Consider the following 23,295-nt stretch of genomic DNA (forward strand, 5'->3'; position numbering starts at 1 on the left):
AGAGTGCTTATTGGTTCTTAAAAGTTAGGTAGTGGCCTGTTTCGCATTGGCGAAACGGGTCTTTTTTCGGTTGTCGATCAACTCTGATGATTTCTTCATCAGGCAGTGGCGATTGCCCATCACTCATAAGGTTTTCTCCATCACCCCGGACGATTTCTCCGACACCTAGCGAAGTTTCTCGATATCGGGACACAATTCAACTGCTTTAAGGGATTAATTGGGTGCGCTACGTTTGTTTTAGGAGGGGCTAGTTGTGTGAATGTCAGTTGTCCGACACCACTGATTGATTGTCCGACATTGCGCGTAGTTTCTCCGACACTTAGCCAAGTTTCTCCATCACCCCGGACGATTTCTCCGACACCTAGCGGAGTTTCTCGATAATGGTACACAATTCAACTGCTTTAAGGGATTAATTGGATGCGCTTCGCTTGTTTGGGGAAGGGACTGGTTGTGTGAATGTCAGTTGTCCGACACCTATGATTGATTGTCCGACATTGCGCGTAGTTTCTCCGACACTCCACCGAGTTTCTCCATCACCCCGGACGATTTCTCCGACACCTAGCGAAGTTTCTCGATAACGGGACACAATTCAACTGCTTTAAGGGATTAATTGGATGCGCTTCGCTTGTTTTAGGAGGGGCTAGTAGGCTGAGTGATTGTGAATTCTAGTTGTCCGACACCTATGATTGATTGTCCGACATTGTGCCTCGTTTCTCCGACACTTCGCCGAGTTTCTCCATCACCCCGGAAGATTTCTCCGACACCTAGCGAAGTATCTCGATAACGGGACACAATTCAACTGCTTTAAGGGATTAATTGGGTGCGCTTCGCTTGTTTTAGGAGGGGCTATTTCATGCACATAGGGGGACCAGCAAAATGCCAGAGAGCATAAGCAGTTTCAGGTGAGGAATTGGAGATATTAAGTAAGGAATTGCACCTGTCAGGTGATTATAAAAATAAGCAGCCTGCTCGCTTAATATAGCGAATAGGCTGATTTTAATCTAAATGACCTATGGAATAATATGAGATATTACTAGAATGGTAGTGACTTTAGGCCTCTGTACGATTATACTTATTGATTGGAAGGAACCGCATGTATATGTGTATATTGTACTGTTATTACTAGATAGAGGGAGAATGACATCACCATGAGGAAAAAAATTAGATTTAAGAGCATTAGATCGCGCCTTTACTGGGCTTTTGGAATTGTTATGTTACTCGTGTTGGGACTCGGATTTTTCACGCTGAATTCTGTACAGCGAGTGAATGAGAAAACGCAGGATATTATTAGTCATGATACAAAATTAGTTGCTGCCGATTTGAAGTTGGCGAATACGATGGCTGGACGGTTGTCTGCTGTCCGGGCGTATATGCTGTTTGGGGAAGAGGAATACAAAGAAGAATTCGAGTCTTTAACGGATTACGCTAATAATCTTCAAGGAGAGACTGAGAAACTCGGTGGGAATCTGGGGGATTTAGTTGAAAGAACATCAAATTGGAGCGCTATGCTTTCAACGGATGTTTTAGATATGTACGACGCGAATCGTAAAGAACGAGCGATCAAGAATTTGGAGAGCTTGTCTGTAGAGGGTACGGAATTGATTGCTGAATATCATAAGGTTGCTGATAAGCGAGAAAAACAAACGGTTACTCATGGCGATGAAATCATTTACAGTGGGAGAGTCACTCTGAGGTGGGTATTAGCAGTATCGCTTCTGGTTTTGATTGTCAGCGGGACAGCTTCTGTGTTAACCACTCGTGTTATTACTAGACCCCTAATTCAAATTAGAAATCGCATGAAATTGATGGCAGATGGGGATTTAAGTCAAGAGCCACTGGATATTCTGTCGGAAGATGAAGCCGGACAACTTGCGGTTGCTATGAATGAAATGAGTGACAATATGCGTAATATGCTGAATCGCATCAATGATGTATCGTCATCCGTTTCAGCACATAGTGAAGAGTTGACCCAGTCTTCGATGGAAGTGAATCAAGCTTCTACGCAAATTGCAGTGACGATGCAGGAGTTAACCTCTGGAATTGAAAGTGAAGCCAATACGGCTACGGATCTAGCTATGGCGATGGAGCGTTTTGTGGAACGTGTGGAAAGTGCAAATGCACGGGGAGAAGCTATTCAAAAAGCTTCTGAAAGTGTTATGGAACAGACGGGAAATGGATCCCAGCTAATGGAATCCTCTACAGAACAGATGCAAAGGATCGATGCGATTGTTCAAGAAGCTGTTACTAAGATAAAAGGGTTGGATGTCCAATCACAAGAGATTTCGAAACTTGTCGTTGTGATTAAAGCGATTGCCGACCAGACGAATTTACTCGCGTTAAATGCAGCGATTGAAGCTGCTCGCGCGGGTGAACATGGTAAAGGATTTGCAGTTGTTGCAGAAGAAGTGCGTAAACTTGCAGAACAAGTAGCAGTTTCCGTGACTGATATTACTGGGATTGTTGGTACCATTCAACAGGAATCCAGTAATGTTGCGGGATCGCTTGAGGCGGGTTATGAAGAAGTGGAAAAAGGCACTGCACAACTTCTGACAACGCGTGAAACGTTTGCTGAGATAAGCAATGCTGTGAGTCAAATGTCAGAGGATATCGAAGTGATTTCTATGAATCTAACAGATATTGCAACAGGTAGTGAAGAAATGAGCGAGTCAGTGGAAGAAATCGCAGCGATTTCTGAGCAATCGGCTGCGGGTGTTCAACAAACCTCTGCTGCTTCACAACAGACGAGCAGCTCTATGGAAGAATTGGCAGGGAGTTCAGCCCAGCTTGCTGAGCTAGGACAAGATCTGAGCGAACTGGTAAGTGAATTTAAGTTGTAAGAGAAATGTTGTAACCTCGAATGGTTTAAAACAAAAATAAGCAGCCTCTCCAAATGGAGATGGCTGCTTTTTTAGGTTAATCCAGATGAGTCATGAGTTCATCCAACAAACGCAACACTTCTACTGAAGCTTTTTCGATTTGCTTGAGGTCATCTTCTGCAGCTTGCATATTTCCTTGTTCGTAATGCGTTGCTGCTAATTTTGCAAACTCGTGGACATCTCCGTGGTGGTTGTCGAGTTCTGTGTAAGCGGGGAGGTGGCCGAGCGTTTCTCTAACGTCTTCCTTTGTGTACCACTTACCGAGCCGACATGCCAATTTAGAACCAACGTCTTCAGGGCGTATGGTTTCCAAGCCGATCAGCATGTTGTATATGCGCCATTTCCACAAAATATGATCCGCTTTTGATAGTTGCAGAAGTGCCCGTGAGGATAACTCTGTATGGGTGGCTGCAACAGTGTCTAAACGAAACGCATTGAGTTCTTGGCTTAAGTCGTATACTGCGGCTGAGGTGCTCGTCCCATAGGTATAGATATTTTCTTGAATTTCATTAATGAAGCCCATTCCATGAGAGATTTGATCAATCGAAGCGGCTTGTTGTTCGGAAATCGCTGCCGTATTTGTAATGTCCATATTGATCTCTTCAATTGCTTCCACGATAGCGTTTAGCATAGATAAAGACTCGTTCGCTTCACTCGATGCGATATGAATGTAAGAAGATGTATCCGTGATTGAAGTCGAGACATCGTCTGCGTACGATTTTAAATGTGTGACATTGTCTGACGCGACATCGAGCGCGGAAACCGTATTTTCAGCGAGCTTTCGAACTTCCTGGGCAACGACGGCAAAGCCTTTTCCATGTTCACCAGCTCGTGCTGCTTCGATTGATGCATTTAATGCAAGCAGATTCGTCTGGGTTGCGATGCTGTTAATAAGTCCGACCACTTGTTCAATATCGGCGACTCTCTCTTGGAGCTTGGCAAACGTTTCAGAGATCAATGTAAACCTTTGTTCGGTCTGTAGGATTTGGCTTAGTGCATTTTCAATTGTCTTTTTACTGTTTGATGCAAATTCAACAGAGTCGGTCGTTTTTTCTGAAATGCGCGCAGAAGTCGTTGCAACTTCAGCGATGGAAGTAGCGATTTCCTCTGTTGCTGCTGCGGAGGATTGTAACTCTTCGCCTTGACGTTCGATATTAACGATTAAATCTTTCATATACATAATCTTCGCATTCGAATCGACCAGTCCCGTAATCTCACTTACAATCCGTTCAAGAGATTGTTGTTCGTAGTATTCTGCTGCAAGTTGTAATTCAACAGTCATGGCGGAATTGAATGATTTCATGAATTCAAAGGCTTTTGCGGGTTTAAAATGGGCACGTTGCAAAATGGAAGAATGGACGATGAATCCAAATTCGTTAAGCACGGCCATCACGCGACCATTGTCAAACTGATACTGATGCAATAGGTGGAAAAATTCGTGCGAGCGTTGGAGGTATTCAGTGTCACGGGCATGGCAGAATAAATTCTTCAGGTAACTATCTATTATTGTGGAGTTCAGCCCAGTAGGGGGACTTTCTATTGAATCGATTAACAGTCCATGTAAAGTAATCGATAAAGATGGGGACAGTGAAGTGAAATGCTCGTATAACTGATGCAAGTGTTGCTGATCGAGCTTGCAAAAGTTGGCAAACGTCAGCTTGGATTGCAACAGGTTTGGAGCTTGAAGATCTGTCTCGCGTTTTAAAAGATTGTCTAGTTGCATTTTAGAGCGCAATATTACCATGATTGTGCCTCCTAGTAGGTCAATATGTTTAGTATAAGGGTTAAAAATCAGGATTACAAGGTCATGTATTTTTGTATGTTAGTCTAGTTCAATGAGGTACTTAGTATTATTTTTATAAAACGAAAAGGAATTTTGAATATCTAATATGAAGTTTAAATAAAAACATTAAAAATACATAAAATTAGTGACTTAAGTCCTTGCTTAAGTTATAATTGCGAATGGAATTCATACTATATGAATATCAGGAATTGATTCGAAGGGATCATAAGAAGGAGAGCGTTATGAAAAAAAGAGCAGGTTTTAAAAGTGTGAAGAGTAGATTGTTATCCGCGTTTGGCGTAGTTGTGTTGCTTGTCATCGCGTTAGGCGTTTATACGATTTTGTCGGTCCATGCAGTTAATCAAAAGACCCAAGAAATAGTGGAGACAGATACACAGTTAATGGCGATTGATTTAAAGCTAGCGAACACGATGGCAGGAAGAATGTCTGCGGTACGTGCTTATGTTCTATTCGGAGACGAGCAATATAAAGAAGAATTTTTAACGTTGACGGAGTCCGGCAAGGCTTTGCAAGCCGAAGCCGAAAAGATAGGTTCCTCAGATGAATTTGGCGACTTGATTGACCACATGATCAACTGGAGAAAGAAGTTAACTACAGATGTAATTGATATGTACGACTCGAACCGGAAAGAGCGTGCAGAACAAAACTTGAGTGAGTTATCTATTGAAGGTAATGACTTGATTGCTAAGTATCATGAAATTGCAGATAAGCGTGAAAAACTTACAAACGCCCATGGAGAAGAAATTATTTCAAGCGGGAAAGAAACGCTGACGTGGATTGCTGTCGTGCTGTTCCTTGTTCTCGTAATCAGCATTGTGGCGGCGCTATTTACTGCAAGTGTAATTACGAATCCGATTAAGCGGGTAATGGAAAGGATGCAACTGATTGCTGAAGGTGATTTGAGCCACGAACCATTAGCAGTTACTTCGCGGGATGAAGTCGGTCAATTGGCTGCTGCAACAAATGAAATGAGTGAGCACACACGTGAAATGCTCAATGGCATTAACGAGGTTTCTTCATCCGTTTCAGCCCATAGTGAGGAGCTGACTCAGTCCTCCACGGAAGTGAATGCAGCATCCCAACAAATCGCAGTGACGATGCAAGAATTGACTTCAGGAATTGAAAGTGAAGCGAATACAGCAACTGATTTGGCAATGATGATGGAACGTTTTGTAGAACGTGTTGAGGATGCAAACCATAAAGGTGAGGCCATTCAGCAGACGTCTAAAAATGTTTTGGAGAAGACAGCGAACGGTGCCCAATTGATGGAGACATCTACTGAACAAATGCAGCGGATTGATGCAATCGTTCAAGAAGCTGTTACGAAAATTAAAGGGTTGGACGTACAATCGCAAGAAATTTCGAAGCTTGTCGTTGTGATTAAGGATATCGCGGATCAGACGAATCTATTGGCATTAAATGCAGCGATTGAAGCAGCGCGCGCAGGGGAGCACGGAAAAGGATTTGCGGTTGTCGCAGAAGAAGTTCGGAAATTAGCTGAACAGGTCGCTGTCTCAGTTACGGATATTACAGGCATCGTTGGTACGATTCAGACAGAGTCTAGTAGTGTTGCAGGGTCACTTGAGTCGGGCTATGAAGAAGTTGAAAAAGGAACGGCACAACTAAAGACGACTCGCGAAACGTTTGGCGACATTAGCAATGCTGTCAACAAGATGACCACGGATATAAATGTCATATCTCAAAACCTTGAGGAAGTCAAAGCAGGTAGTGAAGAAATGAGCGAGTCAGTGGAAGAAATCGCAGCCATTTCTGAGCAATCCGCTGCTGGCGTTCAACAAACAGCAGCTGCTTCTCAGCAGACAAGCAGTTCAATGGAAGAAGTGGCAGGCAGTTCAGTACAACTTGCCCACCTTGCTGAGAATTTGAATGGGTTGGTACGAGAATTTAAGTTGTAAGTGAATCGGTTTGAAGAGGGCGCACCCGCTGAATTGGCGGGTGTGCTTTTTTCTATGGCTACGTTCTCGATCAGAAGTGTCGGGTTGTCCGACATTGGGAGGGGATTGACGTTCATGGGGAGGAGTTTCTCGATCAAAGAGAGAAATTTCTCCGACACCTAGGGAAGTTTCTCTATAACGGGACACAATTCAGCATTGTTGAGGGATTAATTGGCGGCGCTCCGCTTGTTGAGGGATGGGCTATTTCATTGCCGAGTGTATTTTGTGCGTGCGGGAGCGTTCTCGATCAGAAGTGTCGGGTTGTCCGACACTGGGAGGGGATTGTTCATCAGAAGTGGATGTTTCTTCATCACAGAGGAGGATTTCTCCGACACCTAGCGGATTTTCTCGATAACGGGACACAATTCAGCATGGTTAAGGAATTAATTGGTGGCGCTTCGCTTGTTGAGGGATGGGCTATTTCGTTGCGAGAGGGTATTTTGTGCATGCGAGAGCGTTCTCGATCAGCAGTGTCGGGTTGTCCGACACTGGGAGGGGATTGTCCATCAGAAGTGGATGTTTCTTCATCACATAGGAGGATTTCTCCGACACCTAGCGGATTTTCTCGATAACGGGACACAAATCGGCATGGTTAAGGGATTAATTGGGTGCACTTCACTTGTATTCATCCACACAAAAACGACATCTCCCAATTTAAGGAGATGTCGTTTTTATTATGCGTCTTCTTCTAACCTAGGAACGAGGTCGAATATTTTGTGGTCTTCGAACGCATCGATGAGGCGGTCGAGCCAGTCGTAATATTCGCGGATGTACAGCAGTTTTTCAATATCTGACTCGATAATTGCGAGGAGTTCATCAGTTATGTCATCAGCTTTTTTTAGTTCCTTTAGTTCAGCCATTGATTTTCGGATTGCTGCCGTATGTAACGAGACGGCTCTTCTCCATTTGACGGTGAACATATCGACGAAAATCTGATACCAGTCGTCTTTTACTTCATATAAGTCTTTGCGGACGCCACGTTCCCAGACACGATCGACCAGTTTGGCTTCTGAAAGTGAACGAATTGATGTACTCATACTCGTTTTACTCATACCGAGTTCTGCGGACATGTCATCTAATGTGAGTGGATGATCTTCAAAAAACATCATACCGAATTGTCTACCTGCTGAAGGCGGAAGTCCATAAAGATGGATGTTTTGTGCAATCGATTCGGTAATTCGCTTACGAGACTTTTCTAGTTTTTCGTACGCATCCATCATGGATGAGCCTCCTTGTGATGAAGAAATTTCATCAGTCTTTGAACACTTCAGTATAGCTTAGAACATAGGAAAAAGAAAATCAATCATTACGTACAGAAAAAACTGTACGTACAATATATAAAGTAAATCATTTGTATTACAAACAGATTACAGATATACTATGAAACATCGTAATTATTGAATCGGGGGGTTTGCATGGAAGAGGCAAGTAAAAGCAAGAAAATAGAAGTGAAAAACGCGACAAAAATCTTCGGGAAATCGAGCAAACGCGCTGCTCAACTCCTTAAAGAAGGAAAAACGAAGAAAGAGATATTGAAAGAAACAGGTGCAACTGTCGGCGTGAATAACGCAGCATTTGATGTACTCGATGGTGAAATATTTGTCATCATGGGACTTTCAGGAAGCGGAAAGTCCACACTCGTTCGCCTGTTAAACCGTTTGATTGATCCGACATCGGGGCAGATTTTGTTGGACGGAGAAGATATTGTGAAGATGAACAAAGAACAACTTCGCAACGTTCGGCGGAAGAAAATCGGAATGGTGTTCCAAAATTTCGCGTTATTTCCACATCGGACGATTTTGGAGAATACAGTCTACGGGCTTGAAATTCAAGGCGTAGCAAAAGATGAACGCAATAACCAGGCGGTGGAATCGTTGCGTCTCGTTGGTCTAGCAGGCTATGAATCTCAATATCCAGGACAGCTGAGTGGTGGGATGCAGCAACGTGTCGGGCTTGCTCGTGCGCTTGCAAATGATCCTGACATTTTACTGATGGATGAGGCGTTCAGTGCACTCGATCCATTGATTCGTAAAGATATGCAGGACGAATTGCTGCAGTTGCATGAAGATATGGGCAAGACGATTATCTTTATTACCCATGATTTGGATGAAGCACTCCGGATTGGCGATCGAATTGCACTCATGAAAGATGGAGAAATCGTACAAATCGGTACTCCTGAAGAGATTTTGATGAATCCTTCCAATGACTACGTGGAGCGTTTCGTCGAAGATGTTGACTTGTCCAAAGTGCTGACGGCGAACCACATTATGAAGCATGCCGATACGGTACAAATCGACAGAGGACCACGTGTTGCGCTTCGATTAATGGAAAGTCTACGAATTTCTTCGATTTATGTGGTAGACAAAGGCGGCCGACTGATGGGTGCGCTGACTGCTCAGGACGCGGTTTCGGCTGCAGAGAGGAACCTTAAAATCCAGGATGTTTTGATTAAAGACGTCATTACGACAACGGGTGAAAGCGTTCTTACGGATCTCTTTGATATCGTTTCGACTGCAACGATTCCTGTTGCGGTTGTCGACGAAAAGAATCGTTTGAAAGGGATCATCATTCGAGGTGCCATGATTGGTGCGCTTGCTGGTGACAATCAATTCATCAACGAGAATGGTGAAATTTCAGAGGACGAACAGGTCGAAGCGGAGGTGACTGCACATGAATGAGTTATTGCCACGCTTGCCGTTTGCGGATTGGATTGATACGGGTGTTGACTGGATGGTGGATGTATTCGGACCGTTGTTTGACGGCATTTCGACAGCTCTTGAATCAACAGTTGAAACGTTTGTGGACATTATGGATTTCCCACCTTCTATCTTATTGGCAGTTATTTTTGCCGTGCTCGCATGGTGGTTCTCTACGAAAAGAATCGCGCTGTTCACATTGGTCGGCTTTCTCTTCATTGACTACTTAGGCTATTGGTATCCAATGCTTCAAATGCTCGCGCTCGTTCTGACCTCGGTCGCAATCGCCATTATAATCGGTGTCCCGATCGGAATTTGGATGTCGCAGCAATTGATGGCGCGTCGAATCATTTCACCGATTTTGGACTTGATGCAGACGATGCCAGCATTTGTGTATTTGATCCCGGCGATCTTCTTCTTCAATATTGGTGTCGTACCAGGGCTTGTCGCATCGATTATCTTTGCGATGCCTCCGACAATCCGGTTGACGATGCTCGGCATTGAGCAAGTTCCGAAAGATTTGATTGAAGCAACAGAAGCATTTGGTTCTACGACGTGGCAGCGCTTATTGAAAGTGCAAATTCCACTCGCAAAGCCGAACATTATGGCGGGTGTGAACCAAAGCATCATGCTTTCACTATCTATGGTTGTTATTGCGTCAATGGTTGGTGCACCGGGCCTTGGAACGAAGGTGTATCAGGCCGTTACGCAATTAAAAACCGGTGTAGGTGTTGAAACGGGTGTCGCAATTGTACTCGTTGCCATCATTCTGGACCGTATAACGCAACACGCAGGACGATCTAAACAAGGGGGAAAAGAATCATGAATTGGACGAAAAAGTTAGCAGGAATCAGCGCAGTATCACTATTGGCACTTGGCCTAGCAGCATGTGGGGATGACGATAAGGACAAGGCTTCAGGAAGTACGGATAAAACCGCTGGCGAGATGGTGGATTACAAGATTACAGGAATTGACCCAGGTGCTGGAATCATGGAAGCAACGGATCGTGCAATCACTGATTACGGTTTAGATAAGTGGGAAGTAACGACTGGATCGGGGGCTGCGATGACAGCTGCTTTGAAGAAGGCGGTTGACAAAGAAGAGCCAATCATCATTACAGGGTGGTCACCTCACTGGATGTTCACTAAATACGATTTGAAATACTTGGATGACCCAGAAGGTTCATATGGCGGTGCAGAAGAGATCCACACAATCGGTAGCTTGGATCTTGCGAAGGATAAGCCAGAAGCACACCAAATTCTTCAAAACTTTAAGTGGGATGAAGAAGATATGGGCGAAGTGATGGTAGCAATCATCGACGGAGAAGATCCAGAAGATGCTGCACAAGCTTGGATTGATGAGAATCAAGACAAAGTAGATTCATGGACAGAAGGCGTGGATAAAGTCGATGGCGATGAGTTCTCATTCGTGTATGTGGCATGGGACAGCACGGTAGCTAGCACGAACGTCATGGCAAAAGTGTTAGAAGACCAAGGTTATAAAGTGAAAATGTCTCAAGTCGAAGCAGGCCCAATGTGGACAGCTGTTGCAGACGGCAGTGCAGACGCATTGCTCGCAGGCTGGTTGCCAGTAACTCACAAAACGTATGCCGAGAAATATGACGGCAAGTTCGAAGATGTGGGCACAAGCATGGAAGGCGTGAAGATCGGTTTAACGGTTCCAGCATATATGGATATCGATTCAATTGAAGACTTGAAAGAGTAATAGTTTTTTAGGGTGATCCCCGCTGGCTGATGTAATCGGCTGGCGGGGTTTTTGTGTTGTCGATCAGAAGTGTCGGGTTGTCCGACACTGGGATGGGATTGTTCATCAGATGGGGATGTTTGTTCATCACATAGGGGGATTTGTCCGACACCTAGCGAAGTTTCTCGATAAGGGGACACAATTCAGCATGGTTAAGGGATTAATTGGGTGCGCTTCGCTTGTTGGGGGAGAGGCTATTTCATTGCCAGAGGGCATTTTGTGCTTGCGGGAGCGTTCTCAATCAGAAGTGTCGGGTTGTCCAACACTGGGAGGGGATTGTCCATCAGATGGGAATGGTTCTTCATCACATAGTGGAATTTCTCCGACACCTAGAGGAGTTTCTCGATAAAGGGAGACAATTCAGCATGGGTAAGGGATTAATTGGGTGCGCTTCGCTTGTTGAGGGAGGGGCTATTTCATTGCCAGAGGGCATTTTGTGCTTGCGGGAGCGTTGTCGATCAGAAGTGTCGGGTTGTCCGACACTGGGAGGGGATTGTTCATCAGATGGGGATGTTTGTTCATCACATAGTGGAATTTCTCCGACACCTAGCGAAGTTTCTCGATAACGGGGCACAATTCAGCATGGGTAAGGGATTAATTGGGTGCGCTTCGCTTGTTGGGGGAGGGGCAATTTCATTGGCAGAGGGGCATTTTGTGCTTGCGGGAGCGTTCTCGATCAGTTGGGTTTGGTTGTCAGACACTGGGAGGGGATTGTCCATCAGATGGGGGTGTTTCTACATCACATAGGAGAATTTGTCCGACACCTAGCGAGGTTTCTCGATAACGGGGCACAATTCGAACTAGAAATGAGCATAAAAAAACACTCGTATGAGAGTGTTTAACGGTGTTGGGTATGTTGTTTAATATACCCTCTATTTTTAGTTGCCCTTACTGGAGTTAAGTTCATGTTGAGAAGTGCTTGCCGAGTGAATTGTGAGCAATGTATTTCACAAAATCTTCTACACTCATTGTTGGTTAACGGACCCTCGAATAAAAGAAACCAATCCAGTATGGCTTGCTGGTGAGCTGTTGTACATTGATGATTACAGCTTGGACAAACCCAAAATTGACCTTTTTTCGTCATGCCAAGTGTGTTGCACAATGGACAATCAACACCAGTTAAGAAGTCTTTAGGCTTTATCGAATAAGTTGTGGAAATAGGATTAGGCGCATAGGAACGATGCTCTTTAACAATACTTTGGGCTAAACTCTGTAACTCTTCTGTAGAGAGTAATGGCTGATTCGTATAAAGCGAGCGAACGTGTTGAGGGATTATGCTGGGAAAAAGGATAGGTACAGTTGTTTTGAAAATCGATAACCGCTGTTTTGGATATGCCAATACTACGCAACCCAAAACGGGAAGATTAATATTTTTGGCCGTCAGCCAGTCTTCGAATAGCTGACAGGTGTTAGTAAGTTGAGCTAACGGACTTGGGAATCCAGAAATTCGACCGCTTTCTGTAATACGCAGAAGCTGTGGGGGATTCTCTGTAACAGAGAGTTCTCCTGCTATATTTTTCACTTCGCAAATTAAAGCGAATTCAGGGGTGAGGATCAAGGTGTCAATCTGGAAGAGAGAGCTAGAAGATAATGACACATCGTTAAGAATGTACGTAGACATAGGGAACTCGTAGTTTTCAAGAACTCTGTCTAGTTCTTGTTCGCCTCCAAATCCCGCTTTGATTGATACTGCACGTTGCTTAAGTGTTTCGTACACTTGATGGGTCTCAGGCAGTCTTCTTAAAGCAACTGTAAGCCCTTCGAGAGCAGCTGGAAACGATCGTTCTTTGTAAATTATCGCAAGTCACTTCCTTTCATTATATTAAGCTCATTCTATCACATATATTGGAATAATCAATTAACGGAAAGGCGAATGTTGAAGGATATTGTCGATCACTTACAGGGCAATGTCCGACAATGGTGAGAGGTTGTTCATCACATAGAGTAGATTGTACATCACTCAGGCAGATTTCTCCGACACTTAGCGAAGTTTCTCGATAACGGGACACAATCCGGCATGGTTAAGGGATAAATTGGGTGCGCTTCGCTTGTTGAGGGAGGGGCTATTTCATTGCGAAAGGGTATTTTGTGCTTGGGAAGGGTTCTTGATCAGAAGTGTCGGGTTGTCCGACACTGGGAGGGGATTGTTCATCAGATGGGGATGGTTCTTCATCACATAGGGGGATTTCTCCGACACCTAGCGAAGTTTCTCGATAACGGGGCACAATTCAGCATGGGCAAGGGATTAATTGGGTGCGCTTCGCTTGTTGGGGGATGGGCTATTTCAATGCGAAAGGGTATTTTGTGCTTGGGAAGGGTTCTCGATCAGAAGTGTCGGGTTGTCCGACACTGGGATGGGATTGTTCATCAGATGGGGATGGTTCTTCATCACATATAAGGATTTCTCCGACACCTAGCGAAGTTTCTCGATAAAGGGACACAATTCAACATCGTTAAGGGATTAATTGGGTGCGCTTCGCTTGTTTGGGGAGTGGCTATTTCGTTGCGAGAGGGCATTTGGCGTTCTCGATCAGAAGTGTCGGGTTGTCCGACACTGGGAGTGGAGTGTCCATCAGATGGGGATGGTTCTTCATCACTCATAAGAGTTTCTCCGACACCTAGCGAAGTTTCTCGATAAAGGGACACAATTCAACATCGTTAAGGGATTAATTGGGTGCGCTTCGCTTGTTGAGGGAGTGGCTATTTCGTTGCCAGAGGGTATTATGTGCTTGGGAATGGTTCTCGATCAGTTTCGTGTGGTTGTCCGACACTGGGAGGGGATTGTCCGTCAGAAGTGGATGGTTCTTCATCACTCAGGCAGATTTCTCCAACACTTGGCGAAGTTTCTCGATAAGGGGACGCAATTCAACACCGTTAAGGGATTAATTGGGTGCGCTTCGCTTGTTTGGGGAAGGGCTATTTCATTGCGAGAGGGCACTTGGTGCTTGGGAAGCGTTCTCGACCAGAAGTGTCGGGTTGTCCGACACTGGGAGGGGATTGTTCATCAGATGCGGATGGTTCTTCATCACATAGGGGGATTTCTCCGACACCTAGCGAAGTTTCTCGATAAAGGGACACAATTCAACAATGTTAAGGGATAAATTGGGTGCGCTTCGCTTGTTTACGTATGGGCTATATCGAACTGCATGAACTCGCATATTGGAGATACATTACCACTACAGAATTTTCTGTCAAATTTTATTGCGCTCCACCACTTTGAGTGGTACAATCATCTTCTGTTTCAAATTTCCCCAGTAACCTATCACCATCCGGAAACGACAGGACAAATTCTAGGAAAGCGGAGGATCTGTACATGCAGAGACACCCTGATTTTGAGTTTGAGGCTGAGCGTCTGGACTACACGGTACATTACATGCGACGGCTTTTGGAAGAGTCGCAGCGTGATGTCGACGCCTCTCAAGAACAAATTCGTCACGCGATGGCGGATTTGGATTATTTGGATTCCAGTATGAGTTACATTAATATCCTCACGAACACACGGTTTTTCGAAATGGCGCGGTCCCAGAAAGAGACGTTTGAAGCCGTTCAGAAGAAGCCGTATTTTGCACGTATCCATTTTCAACCCGATGACGAAAAGGATCAATTTCTGTACATCGGTAAGACATCAGTTTTTCATCAGGAGACGCAAGAACCAATTATTGTTGATTGGCGATCACCTGTCGCAAATGTGTATTATGACGGACGGTTAGGTGACCTGACGTATGATGTCCGCGGTGAAGAAGTGAGTGGTCACTTGCATTCGAAGCGGCAATATCAGATTGAAGAAGGTAAATTGCTTGATGTCCGGGACATTGACCTGACGACGAACGATGAGTTATTGCAGGAAGCGCTCGCAGGCAAAGCGGATGTGCGATTGACGGAAATCATCTCGACAATCCAGTCCGAGCAAAATGATATTATCCGAGCGAGTTTACGCAAGCCAATCATTGTACAAGGTGCTGCGGGTAGTGGAAAAACCACGATCGCGTTGCACCGAATTTCCTACTTTCTTTATACAAAAGGAACGGATTTCCCTGCTGAAAAGCTAATGATTCTTGCACCTAGCAAGTTGTTTATGGACTATATCGGGGACGTGCTTCCTGAGCTTGGTGTCGGCAGTATTTGCCAGACTACGTTTGAAGAATATGTTCTGAATGCAACCGGTCTGAAGTTGAAACTGACCGATACGAATGCAAAACTTGAGCGCTTGGCATCATCAGATTCGTTGGATGAAAACACAATAACCATTGCTAGGATGAAAGGCTCTGAGGAGTATCGATCCATTATGGCAAGGTACGTTAAAAAACTTGAGCAGCAAACAGTTTCTCTATTTGAAGATGTTTTCATCGAAAACTATCGGATTATGGGAGCGAAGCGATTGCGCAAGTTGTTCCTCGAAGACTTCGGTTATTTACCGATTGAAAAACGGATTGAACGTATTAAGCTAGTCATGAAATCCGAAGTAACGCGGAAGCGCAAGCAACTCTACCAACTATTAACGGACAAATATGAAGCTGCGCTGGATAAAGCGTTATATGGAATTCGTGATGATGAAAAGCGCCGAGCTCGGATCACTCGGATCATGGACGAGCGCGACGAGAGACTTCCTAAGATTGAAAAGGAAGGCAAGCAGAAGGTTGCTTCTTATATGAAGAGATTCAAAAAGTTCAACGTGAAGCAAGTGTACAGGAGTTGGTTGACAGATTCTGAGTTACAGACAGAACTGTCGCCGGAGTGGTCGGAAGCGTTTCGGGTTTCATTCCAACAAGCACATGTGAAAAACACGTGGGAAACTGAGGACTTGGCGGCACTTTACGACTTGCATGTGCAGTTGAAGGGACTTGAAAGTGAGTGGAAGATGCGTGTCGTTTTCATTGACGAAGCGCAAGATTACAGTGAGTACCAGCTGGCAGCGTTGCATGACGGACTTGAGACGGAATTGTTCACGCTGGTCGGTGATTTGGCGCAAGGAATTCATAGTTATCGTGCGCTGACATCATGGGATCCGGTGAGGAAAATGCTACCAACCGCCACGTATACGACATTGCAAAAGAGTTATCGGACCACGATTGAAATCATGAATCTGGCGAATCGGGTGCTGGCGCAGATGGAGGAAGAGTTACCGCTTGTCGAGCCGGTCGTTCGCCATGGAATGACTCCTGTGTTTTATGAAATGGATGGACTGGATGTCAGTCGAGTGCGTGAAATCTATGAAACGATTCGTTCCCGTGGTCATCGGTCAGTCGCGTTGATCTGTAAGACGAATAGTGAAGCGAAGCGAATTCATGAAGCGTTATCCTCTGCCGGAATGGCGGTCCAATTGTTGGACGATCAAAGCGATATCGATGATTCTTGCATGCTCATCGTACCTAGTGTTTTATCAAAAGGATTGGAATTCGATGCAGTCATAGTGGCGGCATTTGACAATCCATTTCGCGATACCCAGATTGACCGTAAGTTGCTGTATGTGGCGATGACGCGTCCGATGCATGAATTGCATGTGTTGGGTGATGCGACTAAAGAAGTACTAGGCGAATAGATTATGGAATCCCGTGGGCGAGTGATGCGCTACGGGATTTTTTGTGTGAAGATAGATGAATTGGCAATCAGACACATTTCAAAGTCGTTAAAGGACTAATGGGTCGCGCTGCGCTCATTTTAGGAGGGGCTATCCCAGTATTTCAATTTGTCCGACACATCCAGGTGATTGTCCGACAACCAGAGTGTTTTCTCGGACACTCGGGTGAGTTTCTCCATCACTAAAGCAAATTTGTCCCTCACCTAGCGGAATTTCTCGATAACGAGATACAATTCACCCTCGTTAAGGGATTAATTGGTAGCGCTCCGCTTGACTTCGAACGGACTTATTCTTACTGGGAGAGAATATGCACGTTCATGCGGTGAATCGTTACCCTGCCATCCAACAAATTCCGTGAAATTCTATCGCTTCCTTTGAAACCTCTGTCGAAATTTGGTGTAATAGAAAGAGGCAATAAGCTGGGGGGACTCGTATTGGAGAATGACATTCAGGAACCAACACTACGATTGGGGGATAACACAGTGCCTGCACTGAGGTGGGGATCGACCATCAGCCATGTGATCTGGCTTGCGGTTTTTGGGGTGTTCTACGCCACTAGCCTGTATTTTTCTTGGTGGACCTGGACGCATTGGATTAGTTTTGTGCTCGTTGGACTAACGCTAATATCAGCAATCTGGTCGATCGGATTGCGGCCAGTATATTTACATAAGCATTTCCGATATGGCTTTACGGATGAATTTTTGCAATTGAAATCAGGTGCGTTCCATGAGAACTATGAGCTCATTCCAATGGCGAAGATCCAGGCGGTTTCGACAAATCAAGGGCCGGTTCTAAGGCGCTTCGGTTTATATTCCTTGGAAATTGAAACGATGGGATCGAGTCATGGCATTCCTGCATTGCCGAAAGAAGTAGCAATTGAAGTGAGAAACCAAATCGCCCGCTACGCAAAAATCAAGGAAGTGGATGAATGATGGACATGAAGAGATATCATCCGTTATCAGTGGTATTTGACTTAGTGGATTTTGTGAAAAGCTTTGCAATTTTAGCTTTTGTCGTGGTAGTCAATATTAGTTCGGACTCTTGGATTGCCCGACTGGGTCGAATACTTTTGTTAGGTTCTCTTGTCTTTTCAATCATCGCCAGTGTCATGAAGTGGTTCACCCGAAAATATGCAGCGGACGAGATTGCGTTTCATCTGAAAACGGGGACTTTTGAGAAGACAGAGCGAACGGTGTACTTTGACAAAATACAAAATGTGCAGCGACATACGTCATTTTTGCATAAGTTGTTCGGCATGACTTCTATAACTTTTGAGACAGGTACTTCAGGGATGAACTCGAATGTGAAATTCGATGTTTTGAAACGCTCTGAAGCGAATCGTTTGGAAACACTAGTGAAAGAATTCATGCAACCAGAGAACGTGACAACAGAAGCCGAAGACGAAACAGCGCCTCTGATTCAGGATCGCATTGTCCATTTCACTCCAACGAGGAAAGATACTATAAAAGCTTCATTCACATCATTCAGCTTTTTGATCATCTTGGTGATTGGTGCGTCAATATTTTCAAAACTGGACCAACTGTTTAATGTAGAAGATTATGTGGAAGGTTGGTTTGCATCTATCCTAACCTCGGGCTGGATTATCGCAGGTTTTACAGGTGGTCTCCTCGTACTTGCCGTGACAATCGGAGTCGTTTGGACGTTTGTGAAATATGGCAACTTTGAAATCGCCTCAGATGGAGAGCGGATCTATATTACAAAAGGTATTTTGGATGAAACCGTGTTTTCTATCGCAAAGAATCGTGTGCAGGCGGTGGAAATTACGCAATCCTTCATGAAGAGAATTCTTGGACTTGCAGAAGTGAAGCTGATTAGTGCTGGGAATATTGGGGATGATGAGGATGAAGTCAGTTCGCTATATCCGTTTTTACCAGTGAAGCGAGCGTATGGGATGATTGCGGAGTTGCTTCCAGACTATGAGGTTATTCCTGATATGAAGCGGCTTCCACGTAAATCGTTAGTGGTTCGCCTTATTAAGCCCTATTGGTTCTGGGGGATTGCCACGATTTTGCTCGCCTATTTCAGACCGGAAGTATTCAGGCTGCATACGGGTTGGGCAATTGTTTCAATCGCACTTCTGGTCTTTCTTATAGTCAGTAGGCTACTTACCTATTGGAACACGTCTTACGCATTAGGAGGACGGTTCATTCAACTGAGTCAGGGGACGTTTGAAAAGACGACGTTTCTGACCCGACGCGAGAAAATTATTGAAGTGTCCGTGAAGCGGACTAAACTGCAGCAATGGTTTAGCATAGCAACAATTGGATTCATTAATCGTGCGAAACCAGTACGCCATGAAACACTTGCGGATATCCCGATTCAAGAAGCCCAGCAGTTTGTTGAGTGGTATGCGAAACGAATCAGAGACGTACAGTTACAGTGAAAGAGTTTTAAAGGATACAACTTTAGGAATAGACGAAGTAATGATGTCTGTCTAAAAAAGGGGTGTTGAAGTGGGACGACGAAAAAAGTTTGGGAAGATGAGTGTAGTGGTGCTTGTTACGTATGTCTTTATGATTGTGATGAACTATTTAGCGGATGCGTTGCCGCTTAACGGAATGACGACAGGAGAAGTGTCAGACTCCTATAGCAACTTATTTGCACCAGCGGGCTATACGTTTGCGATTTGGGGACTGATCTATGTACTGCTAGCGTTTCATGTCATCTACCAACTCGGTTTCTTCCGGTTAGGTGAACGATCAGAAGTGACGCAACTTATGAAAAAAGTCGCGGTGTATTTTTCGATTTCATCTGTCGCGAATGGATTATGGATTGTAGCATGGCATTATGGAAAGCTTGGGACTTCAATCGTCTTGATGCTCATTATTTTGGTGAGTCTGATTATTATCAATGGATTGACGGTGAAAGCAGATCTGTCGTTCAAAGAGAAGTTTTTCATCCGATTGCCGTTTAGTGTGTATTTTGGGTGGATTACAGTTGCAACAATCGCAAATATTACGGCATATTTAGTTTCGATAGATTGGGATGGTTTCGGACTGTCGGATCAGACGTGGACAGTCATCATTCTAATCGTTGGCACAGCGATTGGAATAGCGACGTTGCTCAAAAATTGGTTGTCCTCTTACGGATTTGTCCTCGTTTGGGCGTATCTGGGGATTTATAACCAGCACGTTTCGCCTGAAGGTTGGAACGAAGCCTATCCTGGAATTATATTAACCGTTTCTATTTGTATTATCTTGCTGGGGTTGCTCAGTTTGTGGGTACTAGTGAAACGGCCGAAACGTAAGAACCGGAGAGGGCATATTCAAACGTTTAGGTGATTAGACGTATTGATGACGGAGTCAAATAATAATTTTATTAATGAATTGTTCAGATTACTAGTTGACCACATCGGTCGAAGTATGATATTCTTACTTCGACCGATGTGGTCTATTTTTATACTAAGAAATCGACCGTAGTGGTCTAAGAGGTGAAATCGTCGTGAAGACATTTGAAACGCTTGATGAAGCTAAGAAAAAAAGAATTATGGATGCAGCAATACATGAATTTGCGGAACATCCTTATGAACAAGCATCGACGAATCAGATTGTGAAAGAAGCTCGTATTGGGAAGGGGATGTTGTTTCACTACTTTGATACGAAACAAGCTCTTTATGAGTATTTAGTCGACCGTGCGCTTCATGTGATGGAAGAGTTGTCCGCACAATATATAGATGGTTCCGAGCCTGATTTCATCGAGAGGATGAAAGGGTCTGCCAAGTTGAAGATGGATGTATACCGTTTACACCCGGACTTATTTCATTTCATTGGTCAAGTGGTTTTGGAGAAGGAGTCGAAAATTCCGAAGGCGCTTGCTGCTCGATTGGAGAAGATGCAACAGGACGGGTTGACGAGTTTGTTCAGCGGAATAGACACATCCAAGTTTCGGGATGATGTACCTGCCGAAGAAGTGATGAAGCTGATTAGCTGGTCGATTGAAGGATACGGGAAGGAGCTACTTGTAAAGCTGGATGGACAGACCTTTGTAGAGTTGGAAATGGATTCGTATATTGAAGAGTTTTATACGTTTCTTAGTGTTTTGAGGAGAATTTATTATAAATAGGGGTGTGATGATGCCAATACTCGAAGTGAAAAAAATGACGAAGACGTTCGGGAAGTTTAAAGCGCTCAATGGTGTGGAGTTGGAAGTGAGGAAGGGCGAAGTGTTTGGATTCATCGGACCAAATGGCGCCGGGAAATCGACAACGATAAGAGTACTGTTGGGCCTGTTGAAGAGAGATGCAGGGACAGCGACGATTTTCGGTAAAGACGTTTGGACGGATGCCGTTGCGATTCATCGAAAGATTGCCTATGTGCCTGGGGATGTGAATTTGTGGCCGAACTTGACAGGTGGGGAAGTCATAGATCTGTTTGCTAGTTTACAAGGCAATGTTAATGCAAAACGCCGTGAGGAATTGATTGCGAAGTTTGACCTGGACCCTTCTAAAAAGTGTCGGACGTATTCGAAGGGGAATCGGCAGAAGGTTGCACTAGTTGCAGCTTTTGCATCAGATGCAGAACTATTCATCCTAGATGAGCCTACATCAGGCCTCGATCCATTGATGGAACGCGTTTTTCAACAGTGTGTAGAAGAGGTAAAAGCTGAGGGGAAAAGTGTGTTACTTTCAAGCCATATCCTATCAGAAGTGGAGCGGTTGTGTGATCGCGTCGGGATTATCCGACAAGGAGTCATCGTGGAATCGGGGACACTTGCTGAACTGCGTCATTTAACTCGTACGAAACTGGTTGTGGAGCTGAATTCGCCAGCAAAAGGACTTGAAGAGATAGAGGGTGTCCATGAGTTGACAAAAACTGGAGAGGGGTGGTCGTTTCAAGTGGATAGTGGGAGAATCGAGGCCGTCATGTCATACTTGAGTCCGTTTGGGATCCGAAAGCTGGAAAGTGCACCACCGACTCTCGAAGATTTGTTCATGCAACATTACGGGAATGTAGATGGAATTGCTCAAGAAGGAGCTTCCTAATGGGGCATTCAATGAGAGGGAGCGGTATTCTATCGAAGTTCATCATCCGGCGTGATATCGTCCGATTATTGCTTTGGGTCGTGAGTATTTCAATTGTGACTTTGGCAGTTCCTCCTGCATTTCAAGAGTTATATCCTACGCAGGAACAACGTAATGTGATGGCTGAAACGATGAGGAATCCGGCGATGACTGCTATGGTCGGACCTGGGAACCTGGAACACTATACGCTCGGTGCAATGACGTCGCATCAGATGTTGTTACTGACGGCTGTTGCCGTGGCATTAATGAATATTTTACTTGCCGTGCGCTTTACGAGGGCTGAAGAGGAAGCAGGGATTACGGAAATGATTCGATCCCTTTCCGTAGGTCGCCGTGCACCGCTGATTGCTGCCATGAGTGTGTTGGTTGGTTTAAATTTGGTGCTCGCAATTGTCACTTGGCTGGGGTTAGTGAGTTTGGGAATGGAGGGTATGGATAGTGTCGGGTCACTTGTTTATGGACTGACGCTTGGTGGCACTGGAGTGTTTTTTGCAGGAGTAGCTGTTGGTTGCGCACAACTCGCAGAAAGTGCACGCGGGGCCACGAGTCTTGCAATGATCATACTTGTAATCTCGTATATGATCCGCTCGGCAGGGGATGTCTCTGAATCAGTATTGTCCTGGTTCTCTCCGTTAGGCTGGGTGACGTTCGTGCAACCCTTCAGTGACAATAATGGGTGGCCGATTGTATGTTTCGTTGTTAGTAGTGTTTTGTTAGCATGGCTAGCATGGAGTTTACAGGGCAGGCGTGATCTGGGGGCGGGTTTCATCCATACGAAGCCTGGTCGGACTCATGCTTCTGCATACTTGACCAATCCGCTTGGACTCGTGTTGCGACTGCAACGGACGGGAATAATTATTTGGTCAATCGGAATGCTTGTGCTTGGAATTTCGTACGGTTCCGTACTTGGAGACCTGGAGTCTTTTTTTGGTGGAAATGAATTACTTAAGAATATGCTTGCTGGGAATTCAAATCGACCTGTTGCCGAACAGTTTTTACCTATGCTGATGCTCGTCCTAGCATTCATCGCTACCATTCCTGGAATACTTGCGATGCACAAAATAGCAGGTGAGGAGAAGAATGGGCGAATCGATACTATTCTAGGGCGTTCGATCTCGCGCGTACGTCTCATAGGGGCGTATGTATTTGTCGCAATTATGATTGGAGTTGTGATGAATACTTTGGCGGCAATCGGATTGTGGATAGCGAGCAGAAATGTGATGGATGAGCCACTTTCCTTGGTAATTGTCTTTGGAGCAAGCGCTGTCCAACTTCCCGCGATTGCAGTGATGATTGGTTTGAGTGCGTTATTCATCGGTATCGCACCTAGATGGAGCTCCCTAGTCTGGCTGTATGTCCTCTACTCATTTGTCACGCTGTATTTGGGGAGTTTGTTCCAAGTTCCCGAATGGGCAACGCTTCTATCACCATTCGGATGGGTTCCTGAGTGGCCGATAGAATCGATGAATTGGATCGCAGAAGGCAGTTTGTTAGCGATCACTGTAATTTTCCTGATAATCGGGATGTATGGCTACCGGAAAAGAGATATTCAATAGATATACGTGTGAATCGTTAAACGCT

The 23,295-nt window shown here is 44.8% G+C and carries 17 protein-coding genes; 12 read left to right on the forward strand and 5 right to left on the reverse strand.

What is annotated here, in order from left to right:
- Nucleotides 1-7: 7 nt before the first annotated feature.
- Both DVB69_RS17455 and DVB69_RS17520 read right to left on the reverse strand, forming a co-directional pair.
- Nucleotides 8-193: a hypothetical protein gene (locus DVB69_RS17455; protein WP_147300758.1), complete on the reverse strand. Its 186-nt coding sequence runs from the start codon at nucleotides 191-193 to the stop codon at nucleotides 8-10.
- A gap of 216 nt (nucleotides 194-409) precedes the next feature.
- The gene (locus tag DVB69_RS17520; protein WP_158541031.1) at nucleotides 410-586 is read right to left on the reverse strand and encodes a hypothetical protein; all 177 of its coding nucleotides are present in this window, start codon (nucleotides 584-586) and stop codon (nucleotides 410-412) included.
- A gap of 562 nt (nucleotides 587-1,148) precedes the next feature.
- Here DVB69_RS17520 and DVB69_RS05485 point away from each other — a divergent pair.
- Nucleotides 1,149-2,837 (forward strand): methyl-accepting chemotaxis protein, encoded by a 1,689-nt coding sequence (locus DVB69_RS05485; RefSeq protein WP_116017407.1) that lies wholly within the window; start codon nucleotides 1,149-1,151, stop codon nucleotides 2,835-2,837.
- Between the two features lie 76 nt (nucleotides 2,838-2,913).
- Here DVB69_RS05485 and DVB69_RS05490 read toward each other — a convergent pair whose 3' ends face one another.
- Entirely contained in the window at nucleotides 2,914-4,620 is a 1,707-nt protein-coding gene (locus tag DVB69_RS05490) for a methyl-accepting chemotaxis protein (RefSeq protein WP_233505329.1), read from the reverse strand.
- A gap of 281 nt (nucleotides 4,621-4,901) precedes the next feature.
- Between DVB69_RS05490 and DVB69_RS05495 the strand changes: the two genes are divergently transcribed.
- Complete coding sequence (locus DVB69_RS05495; RefSeq protein WP_158541032.1) at nucleotides 4,902-6,596, forward strand: methyl-accepting chemotaxis protein; 1,695 nt, start codon at nucleotides 4,902-4,904, stop codon at nucleotides 6,594-6,596.
- 713 nt (nucleotides 6,597-7,309) lie between these two features.
- Here DVB69_RS05495 and DVB69_RS05500 read toward each other — a convergent pair.
- Entirely contained in the window at nucleotides 7,310-7,855 is a 546-nt protein-coding gene (locus DVB69_RS05500; protein WP_370452923.1) for a GbsR/MarR family transcriptional regulator, read from the reverse strand.
- A 195-nt stretch (nucleotides 7,856-8,050) separates the two neighbouring features.
- Here DVB69_RS05500 and DVB69_RS05505 point away from each other — a divergent pair, with 195 nt between their 5' ends.
- Genes DVB69_RS05505 through DVB69_RS05515 form a run of 3 tightly spaced genes read left to right on the forward strand, consistent with a single transcriptional unit; the run spans nucleotide 8,051 to nucleotide 11,056 of the window.
- Complete coding sequence (locus DVB69_RS05505; protein WP_116017413.1) at nucleotides 8,051-9,313, forward strand: quaternary amine ABC transporter ATP-binding protein; 1,263 nt, start codon at nucleotides 8,051-8,053, stop codon at nucleotides 9,311-9,313.
- The gene (locus DVB69_RS05510; RefSeq protein WP_116017415.1) at nucleotides 9,306-10,157 is read left to right on the forward strand and encodes an ABC transporter permease; all 852 of its coding nucleotides are present in this window, start codon (nucleotides 9,306-9,308) and stop codon (nucleotides 10,155-10,157) included. Before DVB69_RS05505 ends, DVB69_RS05510 begins: the two co-directional genes overlap by 8 nt.
- Nucleotides 10,154-11,056, forward strand: coding sequence for a glycine betaine ABC transporter substrate-binding protein (locus tag DVB69_RS05515; RefSeq protein WP_116017417.1), 903 nt, complete (start codon nucleotides 10,154-10,156; stop codon nucleotides 11,054-11,056). Before DVB69_RS05510 ends, DVB69_RS05515 begins: the two co-directional genes overlap by 4 nt.
- Nucleotides 11,057-11,933: 877 nt before the next feature.
- Here the strand turns inward: DVB69_RS05515 and DVB69_RS05525 are convergent.
- Nucleotides 11,934-12,812 carry a nuclease-related domain-containing protein gene (locus tag DVB69_RS05525; RefSeq protein WP_158541033.1) on the reverse strand — a complete coding sequence of 293 codons (879 nt, stop codon included), beginning with the start codon at nucleotides 12,810-12,812 and terminating at the stop codon, nucleotides 11,934-11,936.
- A gap of 1,596 nt (nucleotides 12,813-14,408) precedes the next feature.
- On the opposite strand from DVB69_RS05525, the gene helD reads away from it, so the two are divergent.
- From helD to DVB69_RS05570, 7 genes are all read left to right on the forward strand, one after another.
- A complete protein-coding gene (helD, locus tag DVB69_RS05540; RefSeq protein ID WP_116017427.1) occupies nucleotides 14,409-16,634 on the forward strand; it encodes an RNA polymerase recycling motor HelD in 2,226 nt (741 codons plus the stop codon).
- Nucleotides 16,635-17,107: 473 nt separating this feature from the next.
- Complete coding sequence (locus DVB69_RS05545) at nucleotides 17,108-17,605, forward strand: PH domain-containing protein (RefSeq protein ID WP_233505330.1); 498 nt, start codon at nucleotides 17,108-17,110, stop codon at nucleotides 17,603-17,605.
- Complete coding sequence (locus DVB69_RS05550) at nucleotides 17,602-19,077, forward strand: PH domain-containing protein (RefSeq protein ID WP_116017429.1); 1,476 nt, start codon at nucleotides 17,602-17,604, stop codon at nucleotides 19,075-19,077. The genes DVB69_RS05545 and DVB69_RS05550 overlap by 4 nt, the downstream gene beginning before the upstream one ends.
- Before the next feature lie 70 nt (nucleotides 19,078-19,147).
- Nucleotides 19,148-19,975 carry a tryptophan-rich sensory protein gene (locus DVB69_RS05555; RefSeq protein WP_233505331.1) on the forward strand — a complete coding sequence of 276 codons (828 nt, stop codon included), beginning with the start codon at nucleotides 19,148-19,150 and terminating at the stop codon, nucleotides 19,973-19,975.
- A 160-nt stretch (nucleotides 19,976-20,135) separates the two neighbouring features.
- Entirely contained in the window at nucleotides 20,136-20,756 is a 621-nt protein-coding gene (locus tag DVB69_RS05560; protein WP_116017431.1) for a TetR/AcrR family transcriptional regulator, read from the forward strand.
- A gap of 10 nt (nucleotides 20,757-20,766) precedes the next feature.
- A complete protein-coding gene (locus DVB69_RS05565) occupies nucleotides 20,767-21,675 on the forward strand; it encodes an ABC transporter ATP-binding protein (RefSeq protein WP_116017433.1) in 909 nt (302 codons plus the stop codon).
- Nucleotides 21,675-23,270 (forward strand): ABC transporter permease, encoded by a 1,596-nt coding sequence (locus DVB69_RS05570; RefSeq protein WP_116017435.1) that lies wholly within the window; start codon nucleotides 21,675-21,677, stop codon nucleotides 23,268-23,270. Before DVB69_RS05565 ends, DVB69_RS05570 begins: the two co-directional genes overlap by 1 nt.
- Nucleotides 23,271-23,295: the final 25 nt, after the last annotated feature.

It is taken from the genome of Sporosarcina sp. BI001-red (assembly GCF_003384035.1).
In the GTDB taxonomy this organism is placed as follows: Bacteria; Bacillota; Bacilli; order Bacillales_A; family Planococcaceae; genus Sporosarcina.